The organism is Mesorhizobium sp. WSM4809 (assembly GCF_055811655.1).
In genome coordinates this window covers 1-23,139 of sequence record NZ_JBVVQW010000024.1, presented here as the reverse complement: position 1 = coordinate 23,139, position 23,139 = coordinate 1, and the positions used below count along the sequence as shown (strand labels likewise).

Annotated in this window: 24 protein-coding genes, 3 tRNA genes and 1 pseudogene; 14 read left to right on the top strand and 14 right to left on the bottom strand. The window is 61.1% G+C overall.

Features of this window, described 5'->3' with window-relative positions:
• Positions 1–4: 4 nt before the first annotated feature.
• From AC0L24_RS31140 to AC0L24_RS31120, 5 genes are read right to left on the bottom strand one after another with little or no spacing between them, the layout of a single operon-like run.
• Positions 5–763: an MBL fold metallo-hydrolase gene (locus tag AC0L24_RS31140; RefSeq protein ID WP_127810300.1), complete on the bottom strand. Its 759-nt coding sequence runs from the start codon at positions 761–763 to the stop codon at positions 5–7.
• Between the two features lie 20 nt (positions 764–783).
• Positions 784–1,848: an ABC transporter ATP-binding protein gene (locus AC0L24_RS31135; protein ID WP_127810301.1), complete on the bottom strand. Its 1,065-nt coding sequence runs from the start codon at positions 1,846–1,848 to the stop codon at positions 784–786.
• Positions 1,845–2,627 (bottom strand): ABC transporter permease, encoded by a 783-nt coding sequence (locus AC0L24_RS31130; protein ID WP_127810302.1) that lies wholly within the window; start codon positions 2,625–2,627, stop codon positions 1,845–1,847. The genes AC0L24_RS31135 and AC0L24_RS31130 overlap by 4 nt, the downstream gene beginning before the upstream one ends.
• Position 2,628: 1 nt before the next feature.
• A complete protein-coding gene (locus AC0L24_RS31125; RefSeq protein WP_127810303.1) occupies positions 2,629–3,531 on the bottom strand; it encodes an ABC transporter permease in 903 nt (300 codons plus the stop codon).
• A gap of 13 nt (positions 3,532–3,544) precedes the next feature.
• Positions 3,545–4,624: a polyamine ABC transporter substrate-binding protein gene (locus AC0L24_RS31120; protein ID WP_127396425.1), complete on the bottom strand. Its 1,080-nt coding sequence runs from the start codon at positions 4,622–4,624 to the stop codon at positions 3,545–3,547.
• A 91-nt stretch (positions 4,625–4,715) separates the two neighbouring features.
• Here AC0L24_RS31120 and AC0L24_RS31115 point away from each other — a divergent pair, with 91 nt between their 5' ends.
• Together AC0L24_RS31115 and AC0L24_RS31110 are read left to right on the top strand one after the other, a co-directional pair.
• Positions 4,716–5,330: a TetR/AcrR family transcriptional regulator gene (locus AC0L24_RS31115; protein WP_127396424.1), complete on the top strand. Its 615-nt coding sequence runs from the start codon at positions 4,716–4,718 to the stop codon at positions 5,328–5,330.
• 125 nt (positions 5,331–5,455) lie between these two features.
• Positions 5,456–6,025, top strand: coding sequence for a DUF2569 family protein (locus AC0L24_RS31110; RefSeq protein WP_292139922.1), 570 nt, complete (start codon positions 5,456–5,458; stop codon positions 6,023–6,025).
• Between the two features lie 383 nt (positions 6,026–6,408).
• On the opposite strand, the pseudogene AC0L24_RS31105 reads toward AC0L24_RS31110, so the two are convergent.
• The 3 genes and pseudogenes from AC0L24_RS31105 to AC0L24_RS31095 all read right to left on the bottom strand — a co-directional run bounded on the left by AC0L24_RS31105 (position 6,409) and on the right by AC0L24_RS31095 (position 9,706).
• Positions 6,409–6,701 (bottom strand): annotated as a pseudogene (locus AC0L24_RS31105) (DUF1236 domain-containing protein).
• 1,300 nt (positions 6,702–8,001) lie between these two features.
• Complete coding sequence (locus tag AC0L24_RS31100) at positions 8,002–8,706, bottom strand: Crp/Fnr family transcriptional regulator (RefSeq protein WP_127810305.1); 705 nt, start codon at positions 8,704–8,706, stop codon at positions 8,002–8,004.
• Positions 8,707–9,307: 601 nt separating this feature from the next.
• Positions 9,308–9,706 (bottom strand): hypothetical protein, encoded by a 399-nt coding sequence (locus tag AC0L24_RS31095; protein ID WP_473564776.1) that lies wholly within the window; start codon positions 9,704–9,706, stop codon positions 9,308–9,310.
• A gap of 331 nt (positions 9,707–10,037) precedes the next feature.
• On the opposite strand from AC0L24_RS31095, the gene AC0L24_RS31090 reads away from it, so the two are divergent.
• Positions 10,038–10,691, top strand: a complete 654-nt coding sequence (locus tag AC0L24_RS31090; protein ID WP_127810307.1) for an outer membrane protein — start codon at positions 10,038–10,040, stop codon at positions 10,689–10,691.
• A gap of 221 nt (positions 10,692–10,912) precedes the next feature.
• Positions 10,913–11,173: a hypothetical protein gene (locus AC0L24_RS31085; RefSeq protein WP_473564775.1), complete on the top strand. Its 261-nt coding sequence runs from the start codon at positions 10,913–10,915 to the stop codon at positions 11,171–11,173.
• Between the two features lie 165 nt (positions 11,174–11,338).
• On the opposite strand, the gene AC0L24_RS31080 is transcribed toward AC0L24_RS31085, so the two are convergent.
• Both AC0L24_RS31080 and AC0L24_RS31075 read right to left on the bottom strand, forming a co-directional pair.
• A complete protein-coding gene (locus AC0L24_RS31080) occupies positions 11,339–11,992 on the bottom strand; it encodes an outer membrane protein (protein ID WP_127321675.1) in 654 nt (217 codons plus the stop codon).
• A gap of 458 nt (positions 11,993–12,450) precedes the next feature.
• Positions 12,451–12,526: transfer RNA gene (locus tag AC0L24_RS31075), tRNA-Thr, on the bottom strand.
• A 155-nt stretch (positions 12,527–12,681) separates the two neighbouring features.
• Here AC0L24_RS31075 and AC0L24_RS31070 point away from each other — a divergent pair.
• The 4 genes from AC0L24_RS31070 (at position 12,682) to AC0L24_RS31055 (ending at position 14,715) form a co-directional block, all read left to right on the top strand.
• On the top strand, positions 12,682–12,849 hold the full coding sequence (locus AC0L24_RS31070; RefSeq protein ID WP_127268088.1) for a hypothetical protein: 168 nt from the start codon (positions 12,682–12,684) through the stop codon (positions 12,847–12,849).
• Positions 12,850–13,078: 229 nt separating this feature from the next.
• On the top strand, positions 13,079–13,291 hold the full coding sequence (locus AC0L24_RS31065) for a hypothetical protein (RefSeq protein WP_127396883.1): 213 nt from the start codon (positions 13,079–13,081) through the stop codon (positions 13,289–13,291).
• 576 nt (positions 13,292–13,867) lie between these two features.
• Positions 13,868–14,173 (top strand): BA14K family protein, encoded by a 306-nt coding sequence (locus AC0L24_RS31060; RefSeq protein ID WP_127268086.1) that lies wholly within the window; start codon positions 13,868–13,870, stop codon positions 14,171–14,173.
• 182 nt (positions 14,174–14,355) lie between these two features.
• Entirely contained in the window at positions 14,356–14,715 is a 360-nt protein-coding gene (locus AC0L24_RS31055) for a hypothetical protein (protein ID WP_127268085.1), read from the top strand.
• Here AC0L24_RS31055 and bhcR read toward each other — a convergent pair whose 3' ends face one another.
• Positions 14,716–15,537 (bottom strand): HTH-type transcriptional regulator BhcR, encoded by an 822-nt coding sequence (gene bhcR / locus AC0L24_RS31050; protein ID WP_127810308.1) that lies wholly within the window; start codon positions 15,535–15,537, stop codon positions 14,716–14,718. It abuts the gene before it with no gap.
• 213 nt (positions 15,538–15,750) lie between these two features.
• Here bhcR and gcl point away from each other — a divergent pair, with 213 nt between their 5' ends.
• The 3 genes from gcl to AC0L24_RS31035 all read left to right on the top strand — a co-directional run bounded on the left by gcl (position 15,751) and on the right by AC0L24_RS31035 (position 19,401).
• On the top strand, positions 15,751–17,532 hold the full coding sequence (gene gcl, locus AC0L24_RS31045; protein WP_128364831.1) for a glyoxylate carboligase: 1,782 nt from the start codon (positions 15,751–15,753) through the stop codon (positions 17,530–17,532).
• Between the two features lie 27 nt (positions 17,533–17,559).
• Positions 17,560–18,357: a 2-oxo-tetronate isomerase gene (gene otnI, locus AC0L24_RS31040; RefSeq protein ID WP_127810310.1), complete on the top strand. Its 798-nt coding sequence runs from the start codon at positions 17,560–17,562 to the stop codon at positions 18,355–18,357.
• 159 nt (positions 18,358–18,516) lie between these two features.
• The gene (locus AC0L24_RS31035; protein WP_127810311.1) at positions 18,517–19,401 is read left to right on the top strand and encodes a 2-hydroxy-3-oxopropionate reductase; all 885 of its coding nucleotides are present in this window, start codon (positions 18,517–18,519) and stop codon (positions 19,399–19,401) included.
• Positions 19,402–19,513: 112 nt separating this feature from the next.
• Here AC0L24_RS31035 and rlmB read toward each other — a convergent pair whose 3' ends face one another.
• Entirely contained in the window at positions 19,514–20,365 is an 852-nt protein-coding gene (rlmB, locus tag AC0L24_RS31030; protein ID WP_127810312.1) for a 23S rRNA (guanosine(2251)-2'-O)-methyltransferase RlmB, read from the bottom strand.
• 198 nt (positions 20,366–20,563) lie between these two features.
• Between rlmB and AC0L24_RS31025 the strand changes: the two genes are divergently transcribed.
• Positions 20,564–20,648, top strand: a tRNA-Tyr gene (locus AC0L24_RS31025).
• An 89-nt stretch (positions 20,649–20,737) separates the two neighbouring features.
• A tRNA-Gly gene (locus AC0L24_RS31020) sits at positions 20,738–20,811 on the top strand.
• Between the two features lie 74 nt (positions 20,812–20,885).
• Here AC0L24_RS31020 and AC0L24_RS31015 read toward each other — a convergent pair.
• Positions 20,886–21,350 (bottom strand): YidB family protein, encoded by a 465-nt coding sequence (locus tag AC0L24_RS31015; RefSeq protein ID WP_127322983.1) that lies wholly within the window; start codon positions 21,348–21,350, stop codon positions 20,886–20,888.
• 132 nt (positions 21,351–21,482) lie between these two features.
• On the opposite strand from AC0L24_RS31015, the gene AC0L24_RS31010 reads away from it, so the two are divergent.
• Positions 21,483–21,740, top strand: coding sequence for a GlsB/YeaQ/YmgE family stress response membrane protein (locus AC0L24_RS31010; protein WP_127810313.1), 258 nt, complete (start codon positions 21,483–21,485; stop codon positions 21,738–21,740).
• 117 nt (positions 21,741–21,857) lie between these two features.
• On the opposite strand, the gene AC0L24_RS31005 is transcribed toward AC0L24_RS31010, so the two are convergent.
• Entirely contained in the window at positions 21,858–22,745 is an 888-nt protein-coding gene (locus AC0L24_RS31005; RefSeq protein ID WP_127396092.1) for a DMT family transporter, read from the bottom strand.
• Positions 22,746–23,139 lie beyond the last annotated feature (394 nt).

The following is a 23,139-nucleotide window of genomic DNA, read 5'->3' as shown; positions in this document are numbered from 1 at the left end:
TGCTTCAGGGCTGCCGCAGATGGCAGCCGGCCTGCCGCTTCTGCGCCAGATACTCGTCGACAAGCTGGCGGTAGCGCACCTTGCCGAAGCTGGGAAAATGGCCGCCATGCACGACCGAGACATCGAGGTCGCGCAGGCGCATCAGCGTCGCCATGTAGTCGGGAATGTCTGAGTGGTAGACATCGTCGATCAGCGGGCCGTCATAGATGATATCGCCGGATAACAGGATGCCCGTCCTGTTTTCGTAGAGCGCGATGCCGCCGGGCGAATGGCCGGGCGTGTGGATCACCTCGAAGGCACGGTCGCCGAGATCGACGACATCGCCCTGGTCGAGCAAACGGCCGGCGGGCGCAGGCAAAATGCCGTAGCGCGCCGTGTCCCAGCCTTGCGGCATGCGATCGAACATCTCGTCGGTCGCATAGGTGCCGGCTGCCGTCCATTCATTGCGCGGATCGGCGAGGATGCCGGCCTCGGCGGCGTGCACGCATCGCTCGGGAAATTCGTGGTGGCAACCGATATGGTCGAAATGCGTGTGGCTGGCGACGCAAATCAGCTTGCGCTCGCTCACCAGCGGCACGTGACGCCGGAGGCTGAAATGGCCGAGGCCGGTGTCGAAGAGGAGATCGCGATCGCGACCGCGCACATGCCACATATTGCAGCGGAAGAACGGTTTTATCCACGGCTCGTGGATCAAGGTCACGCCATCGCTCATGCGGATGGTGTCGTACCAGTCGGGTGCCTCGATGAGCGGAAGTGTTGCCATGTTCAATCCGTCAGAAAAGCTCAGTCCGTCAGCAGAATAATCTGGTCGGTATTGCAGGAAATCGCGACCGTGTCGTCCGGCTGGACGGCCGCCGTCGCGGGCAATTTGGCGATGAAGTGAAGCGAGGGGTCCTCGATGGAAACCGCAAGCACGCGCTTGAAGCTGCCCTGGAAGACGACATCGCTCACCTCAGCCGTGCCGAGCCTGACACCGCCGCTGGCCTCGCCGAGGACAAGATGCTCCGGCCGTATGGCCAGCGCAACGGCGGAGCCCACCGGCAGCGCGCCGGGCAGCGAGACCGGCCCGACGGGCGTGGCGACGGTGCTTGTCCTCTCCTTCGCCTCTGTGACTGTGCCGGCAAGGATCGAGCTTTCGCCCATGAAGGTGGCGGAAAAGCGCGTCGCCGGCCTGTGATAGACGCGCTCGGGCGGGCCTTCGTCCTCGATGCGCCCGTCATTCATCACCACACAATGGTTGGCCAGCGCCATCGCTTCTTCCTGGTCGTGGGTGACGTGGATGAAGGCGGTGCCGACGCGCTTCTGGATCGCTTTCAACTCGTCCTGCATCTGCCTGCGTAATTTGAGATCGAGCGCGCCGAGCGGCTCGTCGAGCAGAAGCACCGCCGGCTCGATCACCAGCGCCCGCGCCAGCGCCACGCGCTGCCGCTGGCCGCCGGAGAGCTGGTGCGGCTTCTTGTCGAAGGCGACAGCCAATCCGACCAGCGCCAACGCCTCACGCGCCTTTGCAGCGCGCGTCGTACCGTCGACGCCCTGCATGCGCAGGCCGAAGCCGACATTGCTGCCGACGCTCATATGCGGGAACAGCGCATAGTCCTGGAACACCGTCGTCGTCGGCCGCTTGGCCGGCGGCACCGAGGTGCAGTCCTCGCCACGGATGAACACCTTGCCTTCGCTGGGGGTGACGAAGCCGCCCAGAATGGAGAGCAGCGTCGTCTTGCCGGAGCCGGACGGCCCGAGCAGGATCGTGTAGCTGCCGGGCTCGATCTGCAGCGAAACGTCTTTCAGCACGGTGTGCTGGCCGAAGCGATGCGAGACGGAGCGAATATCGACCAAAGGCGCAGTCATGCCTTTCTCCTGCGCAGCAATGTCAATTCGAACAGCACGACTAGCACGATGGAAACCGCGAAGACCAGCGAGCCGACGGCGTTGGTCTTGGGGTTGAGGCCGGAGCGCAGGAGGTTCCAGATTTCGACCGGCAGCGTGGTGTCGAAGCGGGTGAGCAGGAAGGAGATCACGAACTCGTCCCAGGAGAAGGTCATCGACAGGAAGAAGCCGGCGAAGATGGCGGGCGCCATGACCGGCACGGTTATCAGCAGCAGCACCTTCCATTCCGGCGCGCCGAGGTCGCGCGCGGCACGCTCGATGTTGATCTGGTGGTCGCCCATCTGGCTGTAGATGATGGCAAAGCACAGCGGCAGGTTGATCACGACATGGCCGATGCCGGCGGCAAGCAGCGATTTCGGCACGCCGGCCCAGTTGAACAGCACCAGCAGCCCCATCCCGATGATGAGATAGCTGACCGTCAGCGGCAGGGTGATCAGCCCGCGCAGCAGGCCGGAGCCAGGCAGGACGAAGCGGGCAAAGCCCCAGGCGGAGAGAAAGCCGAGCGTGACGGCTGCGAGCGAGGAGATGGATGCCACCAGCAGCGAGTTGACCAGCGCCGAAGTCAGCCGCGTGTCCGAAAGAACCGCATCGTACCAGCGCAGCGACGGGCCGGTGAAGGGCGGGATCGGGAACGACGTCGCCTGCAGCGAAAACAGCACCAGCACGACGACCGGCAGGAAGATGAAGCCGTAGACGGCGAGCGCGTAGAGCCAGGAGGCGATGCGGACAATCCGGCGCATCTCAGGCCCGCTCGATCTTCAGCCAGCGCGCGCAGGCGAGATAGGCTGATGTGACCACCGCCATCAGGATGATGGACAGTGCGGAGGCCAGCGGAAAATCGCCGCGCCTGCCGATCTGCATCATCACCAGCTGCGGCATCAGCAGCTCGTTGTTGCCGCCCAAGATCTGCGGCGTGATGTAATCGCCGATGCACAGCACGAAGGTCAGGAAGGCTCCGACCATGATGCCAGGCAAGGTCAGCGGCAGCACGACATGCAGGAAGGTGCGCACCGGCCCGGCGCCGAGATCGGCGGCCGCCTTGCGGTAGCTCGGGCTCAACTGCTTGAGGTTGGCAAAGATGGTCAGCGTCAACAGCATGACGAAGAAGTGCACGAAGCCGGTGACGGTGGCGAACCGCGTGTTGGCGAGCTGCAGCGGCTCACTGATGAGGCCGGAGCCGGTCAGCGCCCGGTTGACGACGCCGTTCTGCGCCAGCACCAGCAGCCAGGAGTAGGAGCGCACGACATAGGAGGTCCAGAACGGCAGCACGGCCAGCATCAGTGCCAGCCGCTGCCAGCGTTCCGGAACCTGTTCGGCGAGGATCCAGGCAAAGGGATAGGCGAGCAGCACCGAAATTACGGTGACGATCGCGGTCACCTGCAGCGAGTTCACCATCGCCTGCCAGTAGGACGGGTTGTTGAAGAACTGGCTGTAGTTGGACGCCGTGAAGCCGCCGCCCTCATGCGCCGTCAGGCTGGAAAACCCCATGGCGATGAAGGGCAGCACGAAGAACAGCAGCGTCCAGCCGAGCGCCGGCGTGACCAGCGCCCAGGGCAGGGCAGAGCCCGCCCGGGGCAGGGCCGCCCGGGGCAGAGCAGAGCCCGCCCGGGGCAGGGCACGTCCGTTGTTTGCCGAGCTGCTCATGAGCGCTATCGGCTCATTTCGCCTGCAGCATTTCGGTCCACATATCCTGCATCTTCTTGTCGAGATCGGCGTTCGGCGCCGGATAGGCCTGGGCGCGCGCCAGGAAGCCCGGCTGCTCGTCGAAGCGCAGGGCCTTCTTCTGGTCGTCGGTGAGTGCGGCCTTGGTGTTGGCCGGCATGCCCCAATAGCAGGAGGAGGTGGCAAGGCGCGCCTGGCCTTCCGGGCTCATAATGTACTGGATGAACTTCAGCGCCATGTCCTTGTTCTTGGAATCCTTGAACATGGCCAGCGACTGCGACCAGAGAATCGCACCCTCCTTGGGGACCGAGAAGTCCAGCGCCGGGTTTTCCTTGGCCAGGCCCGCCGTCACCCATTCGCCGCCGCCGACCAATATGTCGACCTCGCCGGTCGCAAGCGCCGTCTGGCTGGCGGTCACTTCGCCGACCAGCTTGGCATTGGCCTTCATCTTCAAGAGCTCGTCCTTGAGGGCGGGCAGGTCGGCTTCGGTGAGATCGGCCGTCTTCTTGCCGATCGCCAGTGCGGCCATGCCGATGACCGGCAGGTAGTAGTCGTAAATGGCGACCTTGCCCTTGTACTTGTCGCCGGTGAGTGCCGCCATCGACTGCATGTCGGCCGGATCGACCTTGGTCTTGTTGTAGCCGATCGTGTTGTAGCCGAACTTTTCGGTGATGCCGTAGCGCTTGCCGCCGGCCACGGTGGAGCTGTCCATCTTCACCTGCGGAAACAGATCGGCCAGCGGTAGTTTGTCTTCCGGCAATGGCTCGAACAGTCCCTTCTCGACGCCGCGCGGCACGTCGATGCTGTCGATCACCATCACGTCCCAGTCGCCCGGCTGCGACTGCTCCACGATGGCGAGGCCGGCGCCGGTGCCCTCGAATTCCTTGACGTTGACCTTGACGCCATTGGCCTCCTCGAAAGGCTGCAGCAAGGCCGGATCGGCATGATCGCACCAGATCAGCGCGTTGAGATCGGCGGCCTGCGCGCTCGTCGAAAGCAGCAGCGCCGCGGCTGCGGCAGCTGTGCGCAAACGGGTCTTCAGGATGGAAAGCGGATTGCTGGCTGTGTGTGACATCGAGTGTTCTCCCTTGCCTTTGTGGCTTCTTGCAAAAAATTGAACCAATTCTAAAATTGAGTCAATTCTGTTTTGTGGCAAGAGGCTGGGAATGAGCGGATTGCGGGCTAGGCAAAAGGCGGACCGGCACCGGCGTATCATCGAGGCGGCGGCCGAACTGTTTCGCGAGGCCGGCTACGAAGGCGCCAAGATCGAGGCGATCGCCGCGCAGGCCGAGGTCTCTGTCGGGACGATCTACAACTACTACGAGAACAAGGGCGACATCCTCGGCGCCATCGTCTCGCTGGAGGTCAACGAGGTGCTGAATGCCGGGCAAGGCGTCGTCGCCAAGCCGCCGGCCAATGTCGGCGACGCGCTGGACACGCTGGTCGGCATCTATATCGAGCACTCGCTGCACTATCTCAGCAAGGAGATGTGGCGGCAGGCGATGGCGATCTCGACGCAACTGCCCGACAGCCCGTTCGGCCAGGCCTACACCGCGCTCGACCGCGCCCTGACCGAACAGATCCGCGCCCTGATCGCCCGGCTGCAGGAGATTGGCCTGGTGCGCCAGGACATCGACGGTGCAGCGCTCGGCGAACTGATCTTCAACAACATGAACATGATGTTCATCGAATTCGTGAAGCGTGACGCGGCGAAGATACCGGAACTGCGCGCGGCGATACGGAGGCAGAATAGGATATTGGTGGCGGCGATTGGGGTGTGACACGTCAGGAGCAGGCAGGAGAAAGCGTCGCTTCCGCACAAGACCTGGTTTCAGACGCGGGTCGCCTCTTGAGTTGAGTTTGAAATCTGGTACAACCTAGGAGGGCATAATAGGGGGAGGGGTAAATGGGGACGTTTTCAGTCTGGCATTGGGCGATCTTGCTGCTGTTGATCGGCGTGCCTGTTTTCCTTGCCGTTCGATCAGCCGCGAAGCCGTCACAGAATCCTGAGGCTCTTGTGGGCTTCGGCGGCTGGCTGATGCTGCTGGCTATCGGTCAGGCAGTGTCACCATTGCGGACGCTTGCCGACTTCGCCAATTCGACCGACGGCTACCAGCAACTCATGACCCTCTCGAATGGGCCGCTGGCGGTGTATGGCGAGGTTGCCCTCAATCTGGCATTTCTGGCGCTTCAGCTGATTGTGCTCGTTTCGATGCTGCGGCGTAGCCGCCGCTTTCCGCAATTGTTTCTGCTCCAGTGGCTGGCGATTCCCGTCGTGTTTATCCTGGACACGATCTGGGTTGCGTCAGTTCTGGGCGTTCCGGTGAGCCTGGTGCTCGCAGGCGATGCGCTGGTGGCCCCCATAGTCTCGTTTGTGGTGACAGGGCTCTGGGTCGCCTACGTCAACAAGTCTGTCAGGGTGCGGAACACGTTCACCAGGATTGGGGCATCCGCCCAGGTTGCGAGCGCGTCATAGAAGGCAGCCAAATTGGGATATTTTGGAGCATAGATACCCGGAGCTGCGCGCGGCGATCCGCAGGCAGAACCGGATTTTGGCGGCGGCGATCAGGGTGTGACCTCGTGCACCACTATGTCGTCATCGAACCTGGAACGGCCAAATCCCGAGCCGAATGACCGCAACTGTTGTCCGTGACGGCTGCGAGCTTTTGGAAGGTCTTTATTTCGGCTTCGTTTATAGGTGCTGCCCGCGCTTTCGCCTGGAGATCAGCCAGGCGCGCCACGAGCGCTTGCGACGTCTCGACTTCAGGGCTCATCATTTTCATTTGTCCGATTTCAGCGGCGGTTTGACGAGCACACCCCGCCGCCATCCCTGCCGGCGGGCGTGGCCGGTTCGAAGTTTCAGTCGTAGACTTTCACAATCTTGCGTGTGCTCGGGTCCACCAGAACCGTTCGGTTGTCGACCAGCGGTATTTGACGTTGGGGACCTCGTGGAGCTCGACCGTGTCTGGTAGAGCCGTGCCGACGTTCAACTCCATCCCCGGAAGCTTCACAGAAGCCAAGGGTTGCTTCTTCACGTATTCGCGCACGACGGTGTCCTGTTCCTGTGTGACAACCACATCCTGTGCCGCAACTGCGCCGACGCTGGCCAACAGCAAGAGCGCCGCAGCGGCGCTGCTTAGGTGCATCCTCATAGTTTTTCTCCTCTGGTAACTGGCGGCAGCACGATCGGCTGGCCACCCGAACACGTCGCCAGGCCAAACGTTCCTCATACGGGCTTCTGGCTGAACCTGGCGCAGGACCAAAGTCTGATTGGCAAACGCAATGGTCTTACCCGTTGGGAGTAGGCGGAACGGCTTAGGCCTGAAGGTTGTTGTCTCTGCAAACGCGGAGAGAAACAGTGGAAAAAAGTGTCGGCCAGGCGCGATGGTTGCTCGCACCGATTTTGGCAACAGCCATCACCTTCCTGGTGATGGGGATAGTCCTTGGCTGACATGACGTGGATCGGCGCGGTACGTCCCTTCCTGCGCTGATAGGACCCGTGAGCCGCTTCGGCGGCTGGCGGGTCCTGTATTTCACCGTGCGCTGGGCTGCTCATTCGGCAGCGCGCTCTTTTTAGCTCAGGTACCTTGGGAGGTTTATTATGGATCGGCGATCCTTCTTGACTGCAATGTTTGGTGTTGCCGGGGCAGCGGCCCTTGCAAGCGCTGTCCGCCCAATCGACGCAGTGGCGGGTGTTCCAGGAGCCGGACGCGGCATCCTCGATGAACTTGAGACGCCACAAACAGCGACCTTTGACGAAGATGCACAGGCAGAAGTGCAGCAAGTCTACCATCGGGACTGGCACCACCGTCCCCACCGCCGCCGCCGGCGAGGCTGGAGACGGGTTTGCCGCAGTTACTGGCGGCATGGCCGCCGTCGCGTCCGGTGCTACCGCCGACGGGGACCTTCGGTCGTCCTTCGATTTTAACTAGTTTTCCGCCTTGGCCCGTTCCGGCTCGCGCGCCGAGAACGGGCCGGTTGGGATTTTTTTTGGTGAACGATAACAATGACATTGGTCCAAAGATTGAATGCGAGTGGCAGCGCAAACCAACCGGGAAATGACGACGACCATGCCGCGGGGTTTGCGGACGCCGTCTCGTTGCCGGACGAGGAAAACATTGCCGACCTTGTCAGGCGAACAGAGCGCATGGCCATTTTGGTGTTTCTAGGAATGGGCGGCTGGTTGATGTTAGTGCCCGCTATTTACCTTGTACTGACCCACGGGATATGAACGACTTTCGGTGTCGCGGTAGCTGACTGCAGCATGTCAGCGGAAGCTAACGCAACATCCATGCGCGTCCAAAGTTGAATTGCGGGAGCATCGCATCGCGGCTTCCGCACCCCGTTTCCTGTATCGGCAATATGGGGACGGGCTGTTTTGCTGGCGCGAGGCACAAGTGTCTGGAACCACCTATTATAGTGGTCCACGTCCGGCATGCTGGGAAGGCGCTCTCATCCAACCAGCCGCGCATACTCGGCCTCCGGTTTGCCGTAGGTGCCGTTTGCGCAAGCCGCAAGGCCGCTGCGGTCCCTGATATGCACTTCGCCTCGTCGAGAATAGATGAAACCGCGCCCTTCCAGCACTTGCAGTCCAACGGTAACCCCTGGGCGTCTTGCTCCAAGCATGATGGCGAGAAACTCGTGGGTGATCGCAAGGCGTTCGCCGTGGACCCGATCGTCACACATTAGAAGCCAGCGCGCCAACCGCTCTTCAAGGTTTGATTTTGCGTTGATCAGGGCCGTATAGCTGGTCTGGATGTGGAAGTAGTGGACATAGCGCAACAGGAACAGGCGCAACGTTGGGCTGTTCGCAAGAGCCTCCTTGAAGGGCTCGGCTCCGATCCTGAAAGCGCTGCCGGGCGACTGAATGTAACATTGATGCGCCGCATAGTCAGCGCCCATCACGAGCGCGGCACCGGTCATTCCCTCAAAGCCGACAAGACCTACCTCGGCCTCCTTACCTGAAGCCGCCGCGACCACAGAGGCAATGCCGTCTTCCAGGAAGTAAACCGTTTCGATCTCCGAATCGGCTTTCTCCAAGGTCATTTTCAGCTCGAGGTCACACAGTTCAAGGTGTGGCTGCAAAAGCCCCAGGTCACCAGGGTTAAGCCGACGCAACAATTGGTTTTTATAGGAATCGTTCTCTTGATTGGTCATAGCTCAATCCCGCTTGGGGCAAGAGCTTTCCAATCTCCCTGCCGTCTGCGCCCGTAAACACGTGCAGCCGATCTAGAGAAGATACGCTCTCTGGCGCGCGATTGACAGTGAAATGCGACCTGATGCACGGCGTCCCCTCAGCCGCCGAATTACAAAACAGGGGTGTACAAAGTTAAAGGGTTGGAATCGTACAGAACTCTGCTTCGTACGAATCCGACAATTTGTGATCGCGGCCAACGCCGGCATGATGTGCATGGTTATCGATGTCGAGGTAGAGCGACGAGAAGGCGACTGGCAGGACCGACAGGCAAGGCGAAGGCTGTGCTCCATAACGGGTCAAACAATTTGGCATCTAAATTGCTTTGACAGGTATGGGGTGGGCGAGAGCCCGTCGCTTCGCAAATGGAGCGGCGGGTCTACTCTACCTGCGACTGTCGAATGGCCACAGCAGCAGGATGTACCCGCTTTTCAGCAGAAGCTAACGGAACATCCGTGCGCGTCCAAAGTTGGATTGCAGGAAGCACCGCATGCCGGCTTCCGCAGCCCGTTTCGTGTCACCGGCAATGTGGGCGGAACGGGCTGTTTTGCGTCGGTACGCGATTTATCCAAGCGGTGACCACTTGTGGGTAATCCAGTCCAACAAGCCTGCGTCAACCTGCTCGCACCCGACATATTCGCGGACCAAGCTTTCAGCCAGGTGGCGCCATTCACACTCGGGAACGCCTGTTTCCCGGACCAGGTTTCGAAATGCAGAGCGGAGAATGTCGGCATCGAAGGCCGAGACGGCAACAGGATCTGGGTCCGGATCTTCCCAACCTCGGGCCAGGTCATCGCAGTGACGTTGGCGAAGGCGCTTGAGCAGTTCGCGCGAGGCCTCGATTGCCAGTCGGGAGTGGTCCATGCCGTGGCGGAATGAGGCGGTTCCGGCCAGGGAATGGTGCCGCAACCGAAAGCTGGTTTCTATAGCCGCGCGTGCGACGTCTATATGCGTTTCAACCATCGCGGCCTCCCTTCCTGCGAAGGGATTTATTTACTCTCTTTTCGCGCGCGACCCAAGAAGGATTCAACGTACGGTTTGATACGCAAGGGCGGCGTGCAGAGGGCTGCGGATCGTGGACGTCTCTAACGAGCATTCGGGCGTGAGCAAGCTGTTCGAGCAAGACCAGCATTTGCTGCTCGCTCATAGGCAAGGTCGGCACGCAAGATTCTCGCCAATACAATCTCGTCAAGCGCGCTGACCCCAGTTTTGGATCAGGGTCTAATGTGGCGGAAATACAACGGCACATATCGGCGCGCTCTGCTACGAGAGGGTGGGTTACAGGGGATCACCTATGAAGAAGCTGCTTCTTGGTTTGTCGTTGTCTCTGCTGGCTTCGTCGGCGTTCGCTGCCGATGCCATGGTCGAAGAAGTCGCCCCGGTTTTCAGCTGGACAGGTGGGTATATCGGTCTTCAGGCAGGCTACGCTCGGGGTGATGGAAATATACGGCAGGCCAACGGCCCGGGCTTCATTGAGACAGATCCTGACGGGTTCCTTGGAGGTGTCTACGCCGGTTACAACTACCAGATGCCGAACAATATCGTCATTGGTGCGGAACTGGACGTCGTATATGCGAATGTTGATGGCAGCGGCCAAATATTCGCCGCTCCCGGTCTCCCATTTCCGGGCGGCATCGGGATCGAGGAACTTAAGTGGAGTGGGGCGGCAAGACTTCGACTGGGATATGCCGTTGATCGCTTGCTTCCCTATGTCGCGGGTGGCGTTGCATTTGGCGACATCGACACAAGCAGTAATACCGTCTCAGGTTCTTTCGGAGACACATTTACTGGATGGACGATAGGCGCGGGCTTGGACTACGCCATGACCGACAATCTTCTGCTGCGCGCCGAGTATCGCTATACTGATTTCGGCACTGAATCATTGCCGACTGGTAATGTCGATCTGAAGATCAATGAGGTTCGCTTCGGCATCGCCTACAAATTCTAGTCCACTGAAGCCCATAGAGAGAGCCTGCCGCCAAACCGCGACGGGCTTTTTTCTTTGCGCGACAACAGAGAAATATCTCGGCAATGCGTCGTCGCATCCCTGGGACGGCGTCTCCCGCCTGGTTCCTGTCTTAGTGGTGGCTTTGGGCGTGACCGCTTTACATGCCTTGAGGAAAGTAGGAATATTATCCTCGGGTGGGGCGACTCTTAAAAGGTGTCGCAATGGCTCGGTCAAAACCTTCAAAGCGATTATCGCTGGCTGAAACCGAGCGCTTTCTCGTGGCGGCGGAAGCGCTGCACCTGAGCATCATCAAGCCGTTCATATCGCCGCATTGCGACCACTACAGACAGACGCGCGTCTTGCATGAGGTGCTGTTAAGGGCGGTGCGGGAAGTCACCGGGAAGGATGCTACGTTCATCCGGTGGAATTTGACCGGGCCAGCACAACAAGGGCCGGAGCGCCCGGCAGAAGAGCCCCCATAGCATTGTCCGGGACGGACGAGGGGCCTGAGCCGCGAACTATTTGCGATCCAGGCCCCTGGCCGTCGGGTTCGTGGCGACATTGCGCCCGCGGAATGCCATTCACAAGCTGGACCTTGGTCTTGCTATTCCTGCGGAGCGCGTCAACGTCGGAGACGCGCTGAACAGTTAGAATTTCATCGCGATGCCGACGCGGAAATCGTGCGTCTGAAGCGTGTGTTCCAGCGTGCATCCGCCGCCGCAATATTCAAGCGACTTCTTGCCGAAGAAGGAGAAGTCGTATTCGCCTCGCAAGAACACGTTGTGTGTGAGAGCGACGTCGATGCCTGCTCCAACAATACCACCGACCAAAGTTGCATCCCGCTCGGCGTTTCCACCTGGATAGAACGTCTTCAGCTTTGCGGCGGTTACACCAGCCGTGACAAACGGCATGTAGGCTCCGATGTCCATGCCAACGCGACCCTTTACGGATCCGAACAAACCTGTGGAGGCGTCGAGAACGCCTGGGCCTGGAATATCGTCGAAGGTGTTCTTCTTAAAGCGGTAGCCAAGCTCGCCTTCAACGCCATAGACAATCTTGCCGGATTGGAAGTTATAGCCTGCAAAGCCGCCGACCGCGGCCGAGCCGACGTTGTGCGTTGCGCCAGCCTGGGCGCCCGGCTCATAGATCTTGTAATGTTCCAACGTTCCGGCGCCGAACACGCCGGCGTATGGCCCTTGCCAAGTCCATTCAGGGGTGTCGACAGGAGCGGTCATCATATCGGCAGCGATGGCCGGAGCCGCCGAAAGCGCAACGAATGAAGCGAGCAAAAAAGCTTTCATGAAATCCCCATCAAATCGCCAAGCGCTTTATATCGATGAGCCTGCAACTTTGTATGTAGCTAGGAAGTCACACCTGTAGACTAAGTTGCTGCGCCTGAATTCGGCGACTAGGTATCAGGAAGGCCGGTGCAAACAGGCATCCCGCGAGGAGCTCCGGACTTCCGCGGCCGAACACCGGCGCCGCCACAACCTCTGGAATGAAACTCAACGCCGGCGAGGAATGGCAGTCAGGTTTCGACGCGGGCATTATCCAGAAATTCGAGAGCGGAGCGTGGAAGGTGCCGTTCTAATCTTCAATAAATCCCGCCGCCGCACGGTGGCGGGCTTTCCACATGGTGATGCTCCGGGGCGGATATTCTCGCGGGTAAGTGCATGATTTCCAACGTGGATCAGGCGGCGGATCGAACTCGATGACAATAGATTAACTGTCTGAATTTACTCAATTGCCGCACTTTTGCTGGTGCCCCCGGACGGAATCGAACCGCCGACCTTCGGTTTACAAAACCGCTGCTCTACCAGCTGAGCTACAAGGGCACGGCGCTCCGGTTAGCATATTTGTTGCGCCAGTAAAGACAAAACTCCGTTTTTTCCCGGCATGCCGCGTGGCCCGTCGACGAGGGCATCCTGAAAACCGCTAGATTGCTTCCTACATCTAGGGGAGGTGCAATCGCTTTGCGCAGGGGTGTGGCATGATCAGATTAGTCATCATTCTCCCGATCATCTTCGTGGCCTGGATGCTGCTGGTGAAAATCATCAGCGATGTGAAGAAGGCCAATGTCGACTGGACCGGCGTCACCACCATCATCGGCTTCATCGCGCTGGCGTTCTGGCTGCGCCATGTCACGGGGATGGGGTGAGAGAGAGCGAATAGTGAGTAGCGAATAGCGAATAGCGAATGGGAACGGCAACGTAGCGATTGGTAAGTGGCGTTCCTGCCTTTTCCTACTCGCTATTCGCTATTCACTATTCGCTTGGGCCAAAGGCCCCACAAAAAATCTCCTCGACCTATCGAACCTTTTGCCGCGCCGCGCCGACTGATGGTTAGAGGCGAATGGGTCGCCTCGATCAAGGATCCAGGAGATCATCATGTTCAAGCGCACTCTTACCTCAGGCCTCGTCGCCATTTTCGTCGCCACCGGCGCGCTCGCCGGCACTGTCGGCACGTCGTCCGCCCACGGCATGCACGGCCATCATCACAACCACCATCACAAGAAGCACTTCAAGAAGTTCTGGTGGAAGCACTACAACCACCACCACAACCATCACCACAGGCACGGCAGGGTGATCATTTTCCTTTGATGGAGGGACCCAGTTCTCCCAAGAGGGCGGCTTCGGCCGCCCTTTTTGCGTTGGCGTTGCGAAGTAGGGCGGGCAAAGCTAGCGATCTCGCCCGCAAGCTACGGCATGCACATTTCCAAACAACTGGTCTTTGGCGATAGGGTGCATGGCAGCTTGGCGCATGCATTGCCTTTTGCGGCGCTGGTCGACCCCCACTCCGTCTCGGCTTCGCCGAGCCACCTCTCCCCCGATCGACGGGGTAGAGGAAAGGCGCCAAGCTTTTGCCGTTAACGCTCGTCCAGCAACGCTCCTTTCCTTTCCCTCCGGAGGGGGGAAAGGTGGCGCTGCGAAGCAGCGACGGATTGGGGGAACCACGTGGTAATCAGGCATCGGGCAGATCAGAAGGTATGTGCATAGCGTAGACGTCCATCGGGGAGATCTGCATCGTCAATGTTCTCGCCAACCTCTTCCCGTCGCCGTCACAAAGACCTTCGGTCCCAGAAGATCGACAAAAGATTCGAACCTTTTTCCTGGCTGCGACGACAGATGATCAAGAGGCGGATGGATCGCCTCGGTCAATGAAGCAAGGAGATCGTCATGTTCAAGAACACACTCGTTTCCGGCCTTATCGCCACCGCCGTCGCCGCAGCCACGCTGGCCGGCACCGTGCAGCCTTCGGCCGCTCACAGCCATCACCACAATCACGGCCTCGGCATCGGCATTGCGGCCGGCGTCGGCGGCTTTGTCCTCGGCAGCCTGCTCGCCCAGCCGCGCACCGTCTATGTCGACGAAGGCGGCGGCTCGTGGCATGTCCGCCGCTGCTACGATCGTTACGCCAGCTACGACGCGGACTCCGATACCTATCTCGGCCGCGACGGATACCGCCACTATTGCCGTCTTTAGAGGGGAGGACCGTTTCAGCAACAGAGGGGCCCATGCGAGCCCCTCTTCTGCTGTCTGGATGGTAGCGGTGCGTGCTCCACCGGCCGATACAGCGCAGAAAGGATTGGCCTGAGCGGCAGACCGGGCGGTGTACAGAGATTTGCCGAGCGTCTATTCTGACCGCGAAACGCGGGGAGAGACCTTTGGACGAGCAGGACCCCAGAGAAGACCTGGTCGAAACGGTTTTCCGCAACGGCACCGTCACCGCCGTCGGCATCCTGCTGGCGTTTTCGCTGGGCTTCATCACGCATTGGGCCGCCAACCCGATCCCGTGGCAGACCTACCATCTTGTCGCCGTCCTGCCGATCCTGGCCGGCATTGCCTTGCAGATGCGGGCGCTCTCGCTGCTGCTCGACACGAAATGCCTGCAGCGGCGCATCTATGAACGTGCCAACCGCATCTTCATGGCCGGCCTGATATTCACCGCCTGCGGCGTCGGCATGGCCATCCTTCTCGATTTCTTTGATATCGCCACCAGGAGCGCGCTGCCCGGGACGGGCTGATCAGCCGGCTCGCACGCCGCCGATCATCCTGGTCACCTCGGCGGCGGCATCGCGCACCAGCGGGCCGATCTCGGCCAACCGCTCCGGCGTCACCCGCACCGTTGGTCCCGACACCGAAACGCCGCCGATCGGCTCGCCGAATTCATTGAAGATGGCGGCTGCCACGCAACGCATGCCGGGGTGCCGCTCCTCGTCGTCGACCGACCAGCCGCGCAGCTTGATCCGCGCCAGATCGTGGGCAAGCGCCGAAATGTCTGAAAGTGTCCTGTCCGTGAAGCGCTGCAGGCCTGCCTTGCGCAGGATGGTTCCGACGCGCTCCGGCTCGAGATGCGCCAGCACCGCCTTGCCGATGCCGGACGCATGGAAGGGACTGCGTGTGCCCGGACGGAAGAAGGCGCGGATCGCCTGGTGCGTCTCGACCTGGCTGACGAAGACCACGCAATCGTCCTCGGCGACGCCGAGATTGGCGGTCTCGCCGGTTCTTTCCATCAGCTCTTGCATGGCGACACGCGCGCGGTCGACCAGCTTGCGGCGGCGCAGGAAGGCCGCGCCCATGCGGTAGGTCTCGACGCCGATCGACCACAGTTGGTCTGATGTGTCGAATTCGACCATGCCGTGGTTTTGCAGCGTCGTCAGCATGCGATAGGCGGTGGAGGCGGCAAGGCCGCTCTGCGCCGAGATCTCGCTCAGCGACAGGCCGCTGCCTTCCGCGACAATGGCCAGGATGCGCAGTGCCCGGTCGAGCGACTGCACCGAACTGACCTCCGATGGCCCGTTGAAAGCGCGCGGCCGGCCGCGCTGGCGTTTTTCGGTCGTTTCCATGCCGCCATTCTCGGTCGTTTCTCAAAATGCGCAATGAAAAAGTTTTTCACTATGATCGCTACCCGAGTTCTTGGAAAACGGAAAACCAAATAAAATCAGAAGTTTGGTGCTGTTTTCTAAAAATGAAAAAATATTCTGAAAAAATTGAAAAATATCCGGCGTGCTGACATCCTTGGCCAATCCAACAATGACAAACCCCGTGGAGGGCTGGAAATGGCCAGGATGCGCGCTGTCGATGCCGCGGTTCTCGTTCTCGAAAAGGAAGGCATTTCCTGCGCTTTCGGCGTGCCGGGCGCGGCGATCAATCCATTCTATTCGGCGCTGAAGGCCAAGGGAACGGTCCGCCACGTGCTAGCCCGTCACGTCGAGGGCGCCTCGCACATGGCGGAAGGTTTTACCCGCGCCAAGGCAGGCAATATCGGCCTGTGCATCGGCACTTCGGGTCCGGCCGGCACCGACATGATCACCGGGCTCTATTCGGCCGCCGCGGATTCCATCCCGATCCTGTGCATCACCGGGCAGGCGCCACGGGCGCGGCTGAACAAGGAGGATTTCCAGGCCGTCGACATATCAGCCATTGCGGCACCCGTCGCCAAATGGGCGGTCACCGTCATGGAGCCCTATCTCGTCCCCATGGCGCTGCAGAAGGCATTTCATCTGATGCGCTCGTCACGTCCCGGCCCGGTGCTGATCGACCTGCCGGTCGACGTGCAACTCGCCGAAATCGAATTCGACATCGATGCCTATGAACCGCTGACGCCGTTCAAGCCGGCCATGACGCGCGCCCAGGCCGAAAAGGCGTTGACGATGCTCAATTCGGCCGAAAAGCCGCTGATCGTCGCCGGCGGCGGCATCATCAACGCCGATGCGTCCGATCTGCTGATCGAATTCGCCGAGATTTCAGGCGTGCCGGTCATCCCGACCTTGATGGGCTGGGGCGCCATCCCCGACGACCACCGGCTGATGGCCGGCATGTGCGGGCTGCAGACCTCGCACCGCTATGGCAATGCGACGATGCTGGAAGCCGACTTCGTCTTCGGCATCGGCAACCGCTGGGCCAACCGCCACACCGGCTCCGTCGATGTCTACACCAAGGGCAAAAAGTTCATTCATGTCGACATCGAGCCGACGCAGATCGGCCGTGTCTTCGCGCCGGATCTCGGCGTCGTTTCGGATGCCGGTGCCGCACTGAAGATGCTGCTCGACGTCGCCACCGAATGGAAGACGGCAGGCAGACTGCGCGACTGGTCCGGCTGGGCGAAGGAATGCCAGGCCCGCAAGAAGACGATGAAGCGCAAGACGCATTTCGACCAGGTGCCGCTGAAGCCGCAGCGTGTCTATGAGGAGATGAACAAGGCGTTCGGTCGCGACGTCACCTATGTCACCACGATCGGCCTGTCGCAGATCGCCGGTGCGCAGTTCCTGCATGTCTACAAGCCGCGCAACTGGATCAATTGCGGCCAGGCCGGCCCGCTTGGCTGGACCTTGCCGGCTGCCCTTGGCGTTCGCGCCGCCGATCCCGACCGGACCATCGTGGCGCTGTCGGGCGACTATGATTTCCAGTTCATGATCGAGGAACTGGCGGTCGGCGCACAGCACAAATTGCCCTATCTGCATGTTGTCGTGAACAACGCCTATCTCGGCCTGATCCGCCAGGCGCAGCGTGGGTTTTCGATGGACTTCGAGGTCGACCTTGCCTTCGAGAACATCAACCGGTCAGGCGATCCCGAGGCCGGCTACGGCGTCGATCACGTTGCCGTCGCCGAGGCCATGGGCTGCAAGGCGGTCAGGGTGCGCAAGCCGGAAGAATTCGCCGGAGCTTTCAAGGAGGCGCAGCGGCTGATGAAAGAGCACCGGGTTCCGGTCGTGCTCGAATTCATCCTCGAACGCGTCACCAACATCTCGATGGGCATCGAGATCGACAAGATCACCGAATTCGAGGACCTTGCCGAGAGCCATGAGGATGCGCCGACGGCGATCGTCATGCTGGACTAAGGCTTGGCGGAGAAAAGGAGAAAAAGAATGCCGCGTTTTTCAGCCAATCTTTCGATGCTCTTTGGTGAGCATGAGTTCCTCGACCGTTTCGATGCCGCCGCCCGCGCCGGCTTCAAGGGCGTCGAATATATCGGCCCCTATGACCATGCGCCCGATGTCGTCGCCGCCCGGTTGAAGAAGAACGGTCTGACCCAGGTGCTGTTCAACCTGCCGGCGGGCGACTGGGGCAAGGGCGAACGCGGCATTGCCGTGCTGCCGGACCGCGTGCCGGAATTCCGCCAGGGCATCACCAAGGCGATCACCTACGCGCAGGCGCTCGGCTGCCAGCAGGTCAATTGCCTGGCCGGCATCGCGCCGGCCGCCGCCGACCGCAAGGTGCTGGAGGATGTCTTTGCCGAAAACCTCGCCTTCGCGGCGGAAAAGCTGGAGCAGGCCGGCATCAGGCTGCTGATCGAGCCGATCAACACGCGCGATATTCCGGGCTTCTTCCTCAACTACTCCGACCAGGCGCTGGCGCTGATGGATCGCGTCGGCTCGAAAAACCTGTTCCTGCAATACGACATCTATCACATGCAGATCATGGAGGGGGATCTCGCCCGTACCATCGAGGCTAACCTCGGCCGCATCGCGCATATCCAGCTTGCGGACAATCCCGGCCGTCACGAGCCGGGGACGGGCGAGATCAATTTTCCCTTCCTGTACGAGCACATCGACCGCATCGGTTATGCCGGATGGGTCGGGGCGGAATACAAGCCGAAGGCAGGGACGGAGGCTGGGTTAGGCTGGTTTCGGGAGTTGAGCGGGCAGGGCAGTGCTGCGGCTTAGCGGCCAAGGCCCCCTCATCCGGCCCTTCGGGCCACCTTCTCCCCGGTGGGGAGAAGAGACAGGCATCAACGTCGGCATTCTCTTCTCCCCTCGGGGAGAAGGTGGTCGCGCTAGCGGCCGGATGAGGGGGCGTTTCACACAACCTTCTGGAGAACCACAATGGAAACCATCGGCTTCATCGGCCTCGGCATCATGGGCGCGCCGATGGCGGGGCATCTGCTGGACGCGGGCTATCATGTCATCGCCAGCGACCATCGCTCCAAGCCGCCGGCCGATCTCGTCGCCAAGGGGCTGAAGACCGTCACCGGCCACGCCGGCGTGGGCAAGGCTGCCGACATCATCATCCTGATGGTGCCCGACACGCCGCAGGTGGCCGATGTGCTGTTCGGCGACAACGGCGTCGCGTCCGGCCTGGCCAGGGGCAAGCTGGTCATCGACATGAGCTCGATCTCGCCGATCGAGACCAAAATGTTCGCAAAGAAGATCAACGATCTCGGCTGCGACTATCTAGATGCACCGGTCTCGGGCGGCGAGGTCGGCGCCAAGGCGGCGTCGCTGACCATCATGGTCGGCGGCGAGGAAACCCCATTCGAGCGCGCCAAGTCCGTGTTCGAGAAGATGGGCAAGAACATCACCCTGGTCGGGCCAAACGGGGTTGGCCAGACCACCAAGGTGGCCAACCAGATCGTCGTCGCGCTGACCATTGAAGCCATCGCCGAAGCGCTTGTTTTTGCTTCGAAAGCCGGCGCCGATCCGGCCAAGGTCAGGCAGGCGCTGATGGGCGGGCTGGCGGCTTCGCGCATTCTGGAAGTGCATGGCGAGCGCATGGTCAAGCGCACCTTCGCGCCTGGTTTCCGCGTCGAACTGCACCAGAAGGATCTGAACCTCGCGCTGGAGGGCGCGAAGGCGCTCGGCGTTTCCTTGCCCAACACCTCGACGACTCAACAGCTGTTCAATTCCTGCGCGGCCAATGGCGGCGCCAAGGAAGATCATTCGGCGCTGGTCAGGGCGCTGGAGCGGATGGCGGGGCATGAGGTGGGGTAGGAGGAGCGAGTAGCGAGTAGCGAATAGCGAATAGGGATTGCAGCCACGGATAGTCGGGATTCGACTTTCGCTACTCGCTACTCGCTACTCGCTACTCGCTACTCGCTACTCGCTACTCGCTACTCGCTAAAAACTTCCGCGCCACGTAAAGGCTGATCGCCGCGGCATTCGACACGTTGAGCGAATGGATGGCGCCGGGCATGTCGAGCCGCGCCAGCGTCGTCACCGTCTCGCGGGTCTTCTGGCGCAGGCCCTTGCCTTCGGCGCCCAGCACCAGGGCGATCTTTTCTCCGGCAAAGCTCTTTTCGAGTTCGGCCGGCGCGTCCGAATCAAGCCCGATGGTGCGAAAGCCGGCCTCGTGCAGCTGGCCGAGCGCGTCGGCGAGGTTCTTCACCTCGATCTGGTCGATGTGCTCCAGCGCGCCGGAGGCGGATTTCGCCAGCACGCCCGATTCCTGCGGGCTGTGGCGGGCTGTGGTGATCAGCGCGCCAGCGCCGAAGGCCACCGCCGAGCGCAGGATGGCGCCGACATTGTGCGGGTCGGTGATCTGGTCGAGCACCAGCACCAGCTTCGCGTCACCAAGCGCATCGAGCCGCTTGGCTTTAAGCGGCTCGGCCTCGATCAGCACACCCTGATGCACGGCATCCGACCCGGTGATCTTGTCGATGTCCCTGGGTTCGACCAGTTCGGTCTTGAAGGGCAGGGCGGCGAGATCGGCGATTTCGAGGCGCTCGGCCGCATTGCGCGTCACCAGCATCTTCCTGATCTTGCGGCGCGGATTGTCGAGTGCGGCACGCACCGTGTGCAGGCCGTAGAGCCGCACCAGGCCATCCGCGGCATTTTCGCCCGGCGGAACCGGCTGTCGAGCCCGGAATGCCGGCGCGCCGCCGCTTTTCTCGTCGCGATAGGCGCGGCGCAGCTTGGCGTAATGGGTGTCTTTGGGGGTGTTGGTTTTGTCGCTCATGGCTGGCTTCTATAGCGGTGTCCTCCGGCCAAGGATATGGCCTGTCACTACAGCCGGCGAACAGAAACGAAAAACCATGGTTGCGCGGTTGACACCCAATGGGCTTGCCGCCATAAGGCGCTGCGCTGGTTTCGGAGAACACATAACTCGGGTCCGGATCGGCGTGAATGCCTCGTTGCATGGCTCCGGCGGCAGACTGGAGAGGTGCCCGAGTGGTTAAAGGGGACGGACTGTAAATCCGTTAGCTTAGCTTACGTTGGTTCGAATCCAACCCTCTCCACCACTGCCGGCCCGGAAGCCCTGAAACGTAACAAGAATCGGACCGAAAAGTGCATGGCGCTTTTCGGATGAATCCGGTACTTCAGGAACGGCGCGGGTATAGCTCAGTGGTAGAGCAGCAGCCTTCCAAGCTGAATATGCGGGTTCGATTCCCGCTACCCGCTCCAGACACTCATCCCATCCGGCAAATCGAAACACTGCGCACGAGGCGCAGCGCTCCAATTGTGGTGGCTGCGCCGCGTCAGCTGTTGAACGCGGTGGCGACCTGGTGCTGCTGCGGCACCTGGCCGTTCGGCGTCAGTCTGTCGACGATGCCGGGCAAGGCGGTGGACAGTTGTTTGAGCAGTTCCTGCTCGTCCAGCCCGGTCCGTTGCGCGATCTCGCGAATGATCTGCGGTCCGATCGCGGCGCCAAGATCGTTGGCGTTGATCGGCTGGTTCTGCCCGGTGCCGACCCAGGAGTCGGCGGCATTGCCGTGGCCGGCATTTCTGAGCTTGTCGAGCAGGCCGCCCAATCCGCCAGCCAGGCCACCATCGGCGGATGTGGTTTCCGTCGGGACGGGGGCGGTCGGAGCGGGCGCGGGAGACTGCTCTGGCTCTTCGGCATTTCTGCCGCTCAGCATCTTGCCGACCAGCAATGCGCCGAGCGCGATCATCAGGGGTTTGGTGATGTTGCCGCCGGGAACGGCATTGTCAAAAAGTCCCATCGTGGATCCTCCATAGCGAACAAGGCCCGACCCCTCCTCGACAATGAAGCATTCGGGCGGAATTTCAAGCTGGCTTGAGGTTTTGACAATCCTATGAAAATGTTCGGCTGGCGAGGGGATGGAGAGGAAAAAATGGGTATCATCAGCTGGATCATTCTCGGCGTGGTCGCCGGCTTCATCGGCAGCAAGATCGTCAACAAGACCGGCCAGGGTGTCGTCATGGATATCGTACTGGGCATCGTCGGCGCCATTGTCGGCGGTCTGATATTCAGTGCCTTCGGCGCGTCAGGCGTCACCGGCCTCTACATCTACAGCCTGATCGTTGCCGTCATCGGCGCGGTGGTCGTTCTGTGGGCTTACCATCAGTTCAGCGCAAGGCGGACGCTTTAGGCGCCTGCGGATCATCTGAGGTTTCGAGTTTCTGAAGGCGAGACCGGCTTGAGGCCGGTATGCTCAGAGTGGCTTGCCTATGGCATCGGGGCGGCGAAAAGCAGCAATGAAACGAGGCTAGGCGACGACGGCCAGCCGGCGCTGACGCTGATCCAGCGAGACGATGGTCAGCCCGCTGCCGACGACCAGCAGAATGCCGCAAATGGCCAGCGCGTTGGGGAACTGCCCGAACACCAGCAGGCCGGAAATGACCGCCCAGACGGTGAAGCAATAGTAGAACGGCGCCACGGCGCTGGTCGGTCCGATGCGATAGGCCATGAAGATGAAGAAATGGCCGAAGATCAGGAAAAATCCAGCACCGGCCATCAGCAGCAGGTGATGTGCCCCGGGCATGACCCAGCGCTCTGAAACCAGATGCGCGGCGCCGGCGCCGATCAGCACCACCACGACGGCGGAAATCGCCACGATCATCCCCGGCACCTCGGCCGCGACCCGCCGGCCGGCAAGGTCGCGCGCCGCCGCAAATGTGGCATTGCCGAGCGCCAGCAAGGCGTAGACCGAAATGCCTTGCATGGTCGGCTGCGCCACCATCAGCGCTCCGACGAAGCCGAGCCCGATCAGCGCCATGCGCCGGCCGCCGATCCGCTCGCCAAACAGGATCGAGGAGCCGACCAGCATCAAGAGCGGCGTGATCTGGCCGAGCGCGGTGGAATCGGCGATCTGCATGTTGGCGAGTGCGACCACATAGCAAAGGATCGCCGCCAGCTCGAGCATGTTCCGGCTCAGGACGCGCTTGTCGAAGATCCGCGGGATCTGCTTGCCGTAGCCCAGCGCGAACAACAGCGGGAAGCCCCAGAGTGCTGCCGCGGCACCCCGCAGAAACAGCACTTCGTAAGACGGCAGGCCAGCCGTCGCGAGCTTCATCATCGTGTCGTTGACGAGATACGACCCCGTCGAGACGATCATGAACAGCGGGCCGCGGATAGAGGCAGGGATGAAATGCATCCGGACACAAGATCAGAGGCGGGTGGCGGCGGCAATGGTCCATGGCCTGGCCATGATTCAGACAGGGCCGGGCAAGCACGCCAGCGCTTTCGCCGCCTCGATCGGTCGGCCCGCTACCCCTTCATTTTGCCCAGAGCCTTCCTATATCAGCGTCATATCCCGCAATCGGATCGATGGTTCGGACTGAGTGAGACGGCACCCGGCCAAAAGACGCTTGTGTTTTTTGGCCTTTGTCGCTAATCGCCCCGCATTCGACTGAACTGAAGGTCTTCGACCGAACTGAAGATCCGGGCCGTCCAAGGAAAGAGACAATGGCAAAAGGTAAATTCGAGCGTAACAAGCCTCACGTGAACATCGGCACGATTGGCCACGTCGACCATGGCAAGACGTCGCT

Bases quoted from the DNA above. Each gene is read 5' to 3' on its own strand.
- AC0L24_RS31015 (WP_127322983.1), bottom strand. From the start codon at position 21,350: ATGGGACTTTTTGACAATGCCGTTCCCGGCGGCAACATCACCAAACCC.
- AC0L24_RS31095 (WP_473564776.1), bottom strand. From the start codon at position 9,706: ATGGTTGAAACGCATATAGACGTCGCACGCGCGGCTATAGAAACCAGC.
- AC0L24_RS31125 (WP_127810303.1), bottom strand. From the start codon at position 3,531: ATGAGCAGCTCGGCAAACAACGGACGTGCCCTGCCCCGGGCGGGCTCT.
- gcl (WP_128364831.1), top strand. From the start codon at position 15,751: ATGGCCAGGATGCGCGCTGTCGATGCCGCGGTTCTCGTTCTCGAAAAG.
- AC0L24_RS31060 (WP_127268086.1), top strand. From the start codon at position 13,868: ATGTTCAAGAACACACTCGTTTCCGGCCTTATCGCCACCGCCGTCGCC.
- AC0L24_RS31065 (WP_127396883.1), top strand. From the start codon at position 13,079: ATGTTCAAGCGCACTCTTACCTCAGGCCTCGTCGCCATTTTCGTCGCC.
- AC0L24_RS31070 (WP_127268088.1), top strand. From the start codon at position 12,682: ATGATCAGATTAGTCATCATTCTCCCGATCATCTTCGTGGCCTGGATG.
- AC0L24_RS31130 (WP_127810302.1), bottom strand. From the start codon at position 2,627: ATGCGCCGGATTGTCCGCATCGCCTCCTGGCTCTACGCGCTCGCCGTC.
- AC0L24_RS31005 (WP_127396092.1), bottom strand. From the start codon at position 22,745: ATGCATTTCATCCCTGCCTCTATCCGCGGCCCGCTGTTCATGATCGTC.
- AC0L24_RS31035 (WP_127810311.1), top strand. From the start codon at position 18,517: ATGGAAACCATCGGCTTCATCGGCCTCGGCATCATGGGCGCGCCGATG.
- AC0L24_RS31110 (WP_292139922.1), top strand. From the start codon at position 5,456: ATGGGGACGTTTTCAGTCTGGCATTGGGCGATCTTGCTGCTGTTGATC.
- AC0L24_RS31120 (WP_127396425.1), bottom strand. From the start codon at position 4,624: ATGTCACACACAGCCAGCAATCCGCTTTCCATCCTGAAGACCCGTTTG.
- AC0L24_RS31140 (WP_127810300.1), bottom strand. From the start codon at position 763: ATGGCAACACTTCCGCTCATCGAGGCACCCGACTGGTACGACACCATC.
- AC0L24_RS31010 (WP_127810313.1), top strand. From the start codon at position 21,483: ATGGGTATCATCAGCTGGATCATTCTCGGCGTGGTCGCCGGCTTCATC.
- AC0L24_RS31135 (WP_127810301.1), bottom strand. From the start codon at position 1,848: ATGACTGCGCCTTTGGTCGATATTCGCTCCGTCTCGCATCGCTTCGGC.
- AC0L24_RS31080 (WP_127321675.1), bottom strand. From the start codon at position 11,992: ATGAAAGCTTTTTTGCTCGCTTCATTCGTTGCGCTTTCGGCGGCTCCG.
- bhcR (WP_127810308.1), bottom strand. From the start codon at position 15,537: ATGGAAACGACCGAAAAACGCCAGCGCGGCCGGCCGCGCGCTTTCAAC.
- AC0L24_RS31100 (WP_127810305.1), bottom strand. From the start codon at position 8,706: ATGACCAATCAAGAGAACGATTCCTATAAAAACCAATTGTTGCGTCGG.
- AC0L24_RS31085 (WP_473564775.1), top strand. From the start codon at position 10,913: ATGGCTCGGTCAAAACCTTCAAAGCGATTATCGCTGGCTGAAACCGAG.
- otnI (WP_127810310.1), top strand. From the start codon at position 17,560: ATGCCGCGTTTTTCAGCCAATCTTTCGATGCTCTTTGGTGAGCATGAG.
- AC0L24_RS31090 (WP_127810307.1), top strand. From the start codon at position 10,038: ATGAAGAAGCTGCTTCTTGGTTTGTCGTTGTCTCTGCTGGCTTCGTCG.
- rlmB (WP_127810312.1), bottom strand. From the start codon at position 20,365: ATGAGCGACAAAACCAACACCCCCAAAGACACCCATTACGCCAAGCTG.
- AC0L24_RS31115 (WP_127396424.1), top strand. From the start codon at position 4,716: ATGAGCGGATTGCGGGCTAGGCAAAAGGCGGACCGGCACCGGCGTATC.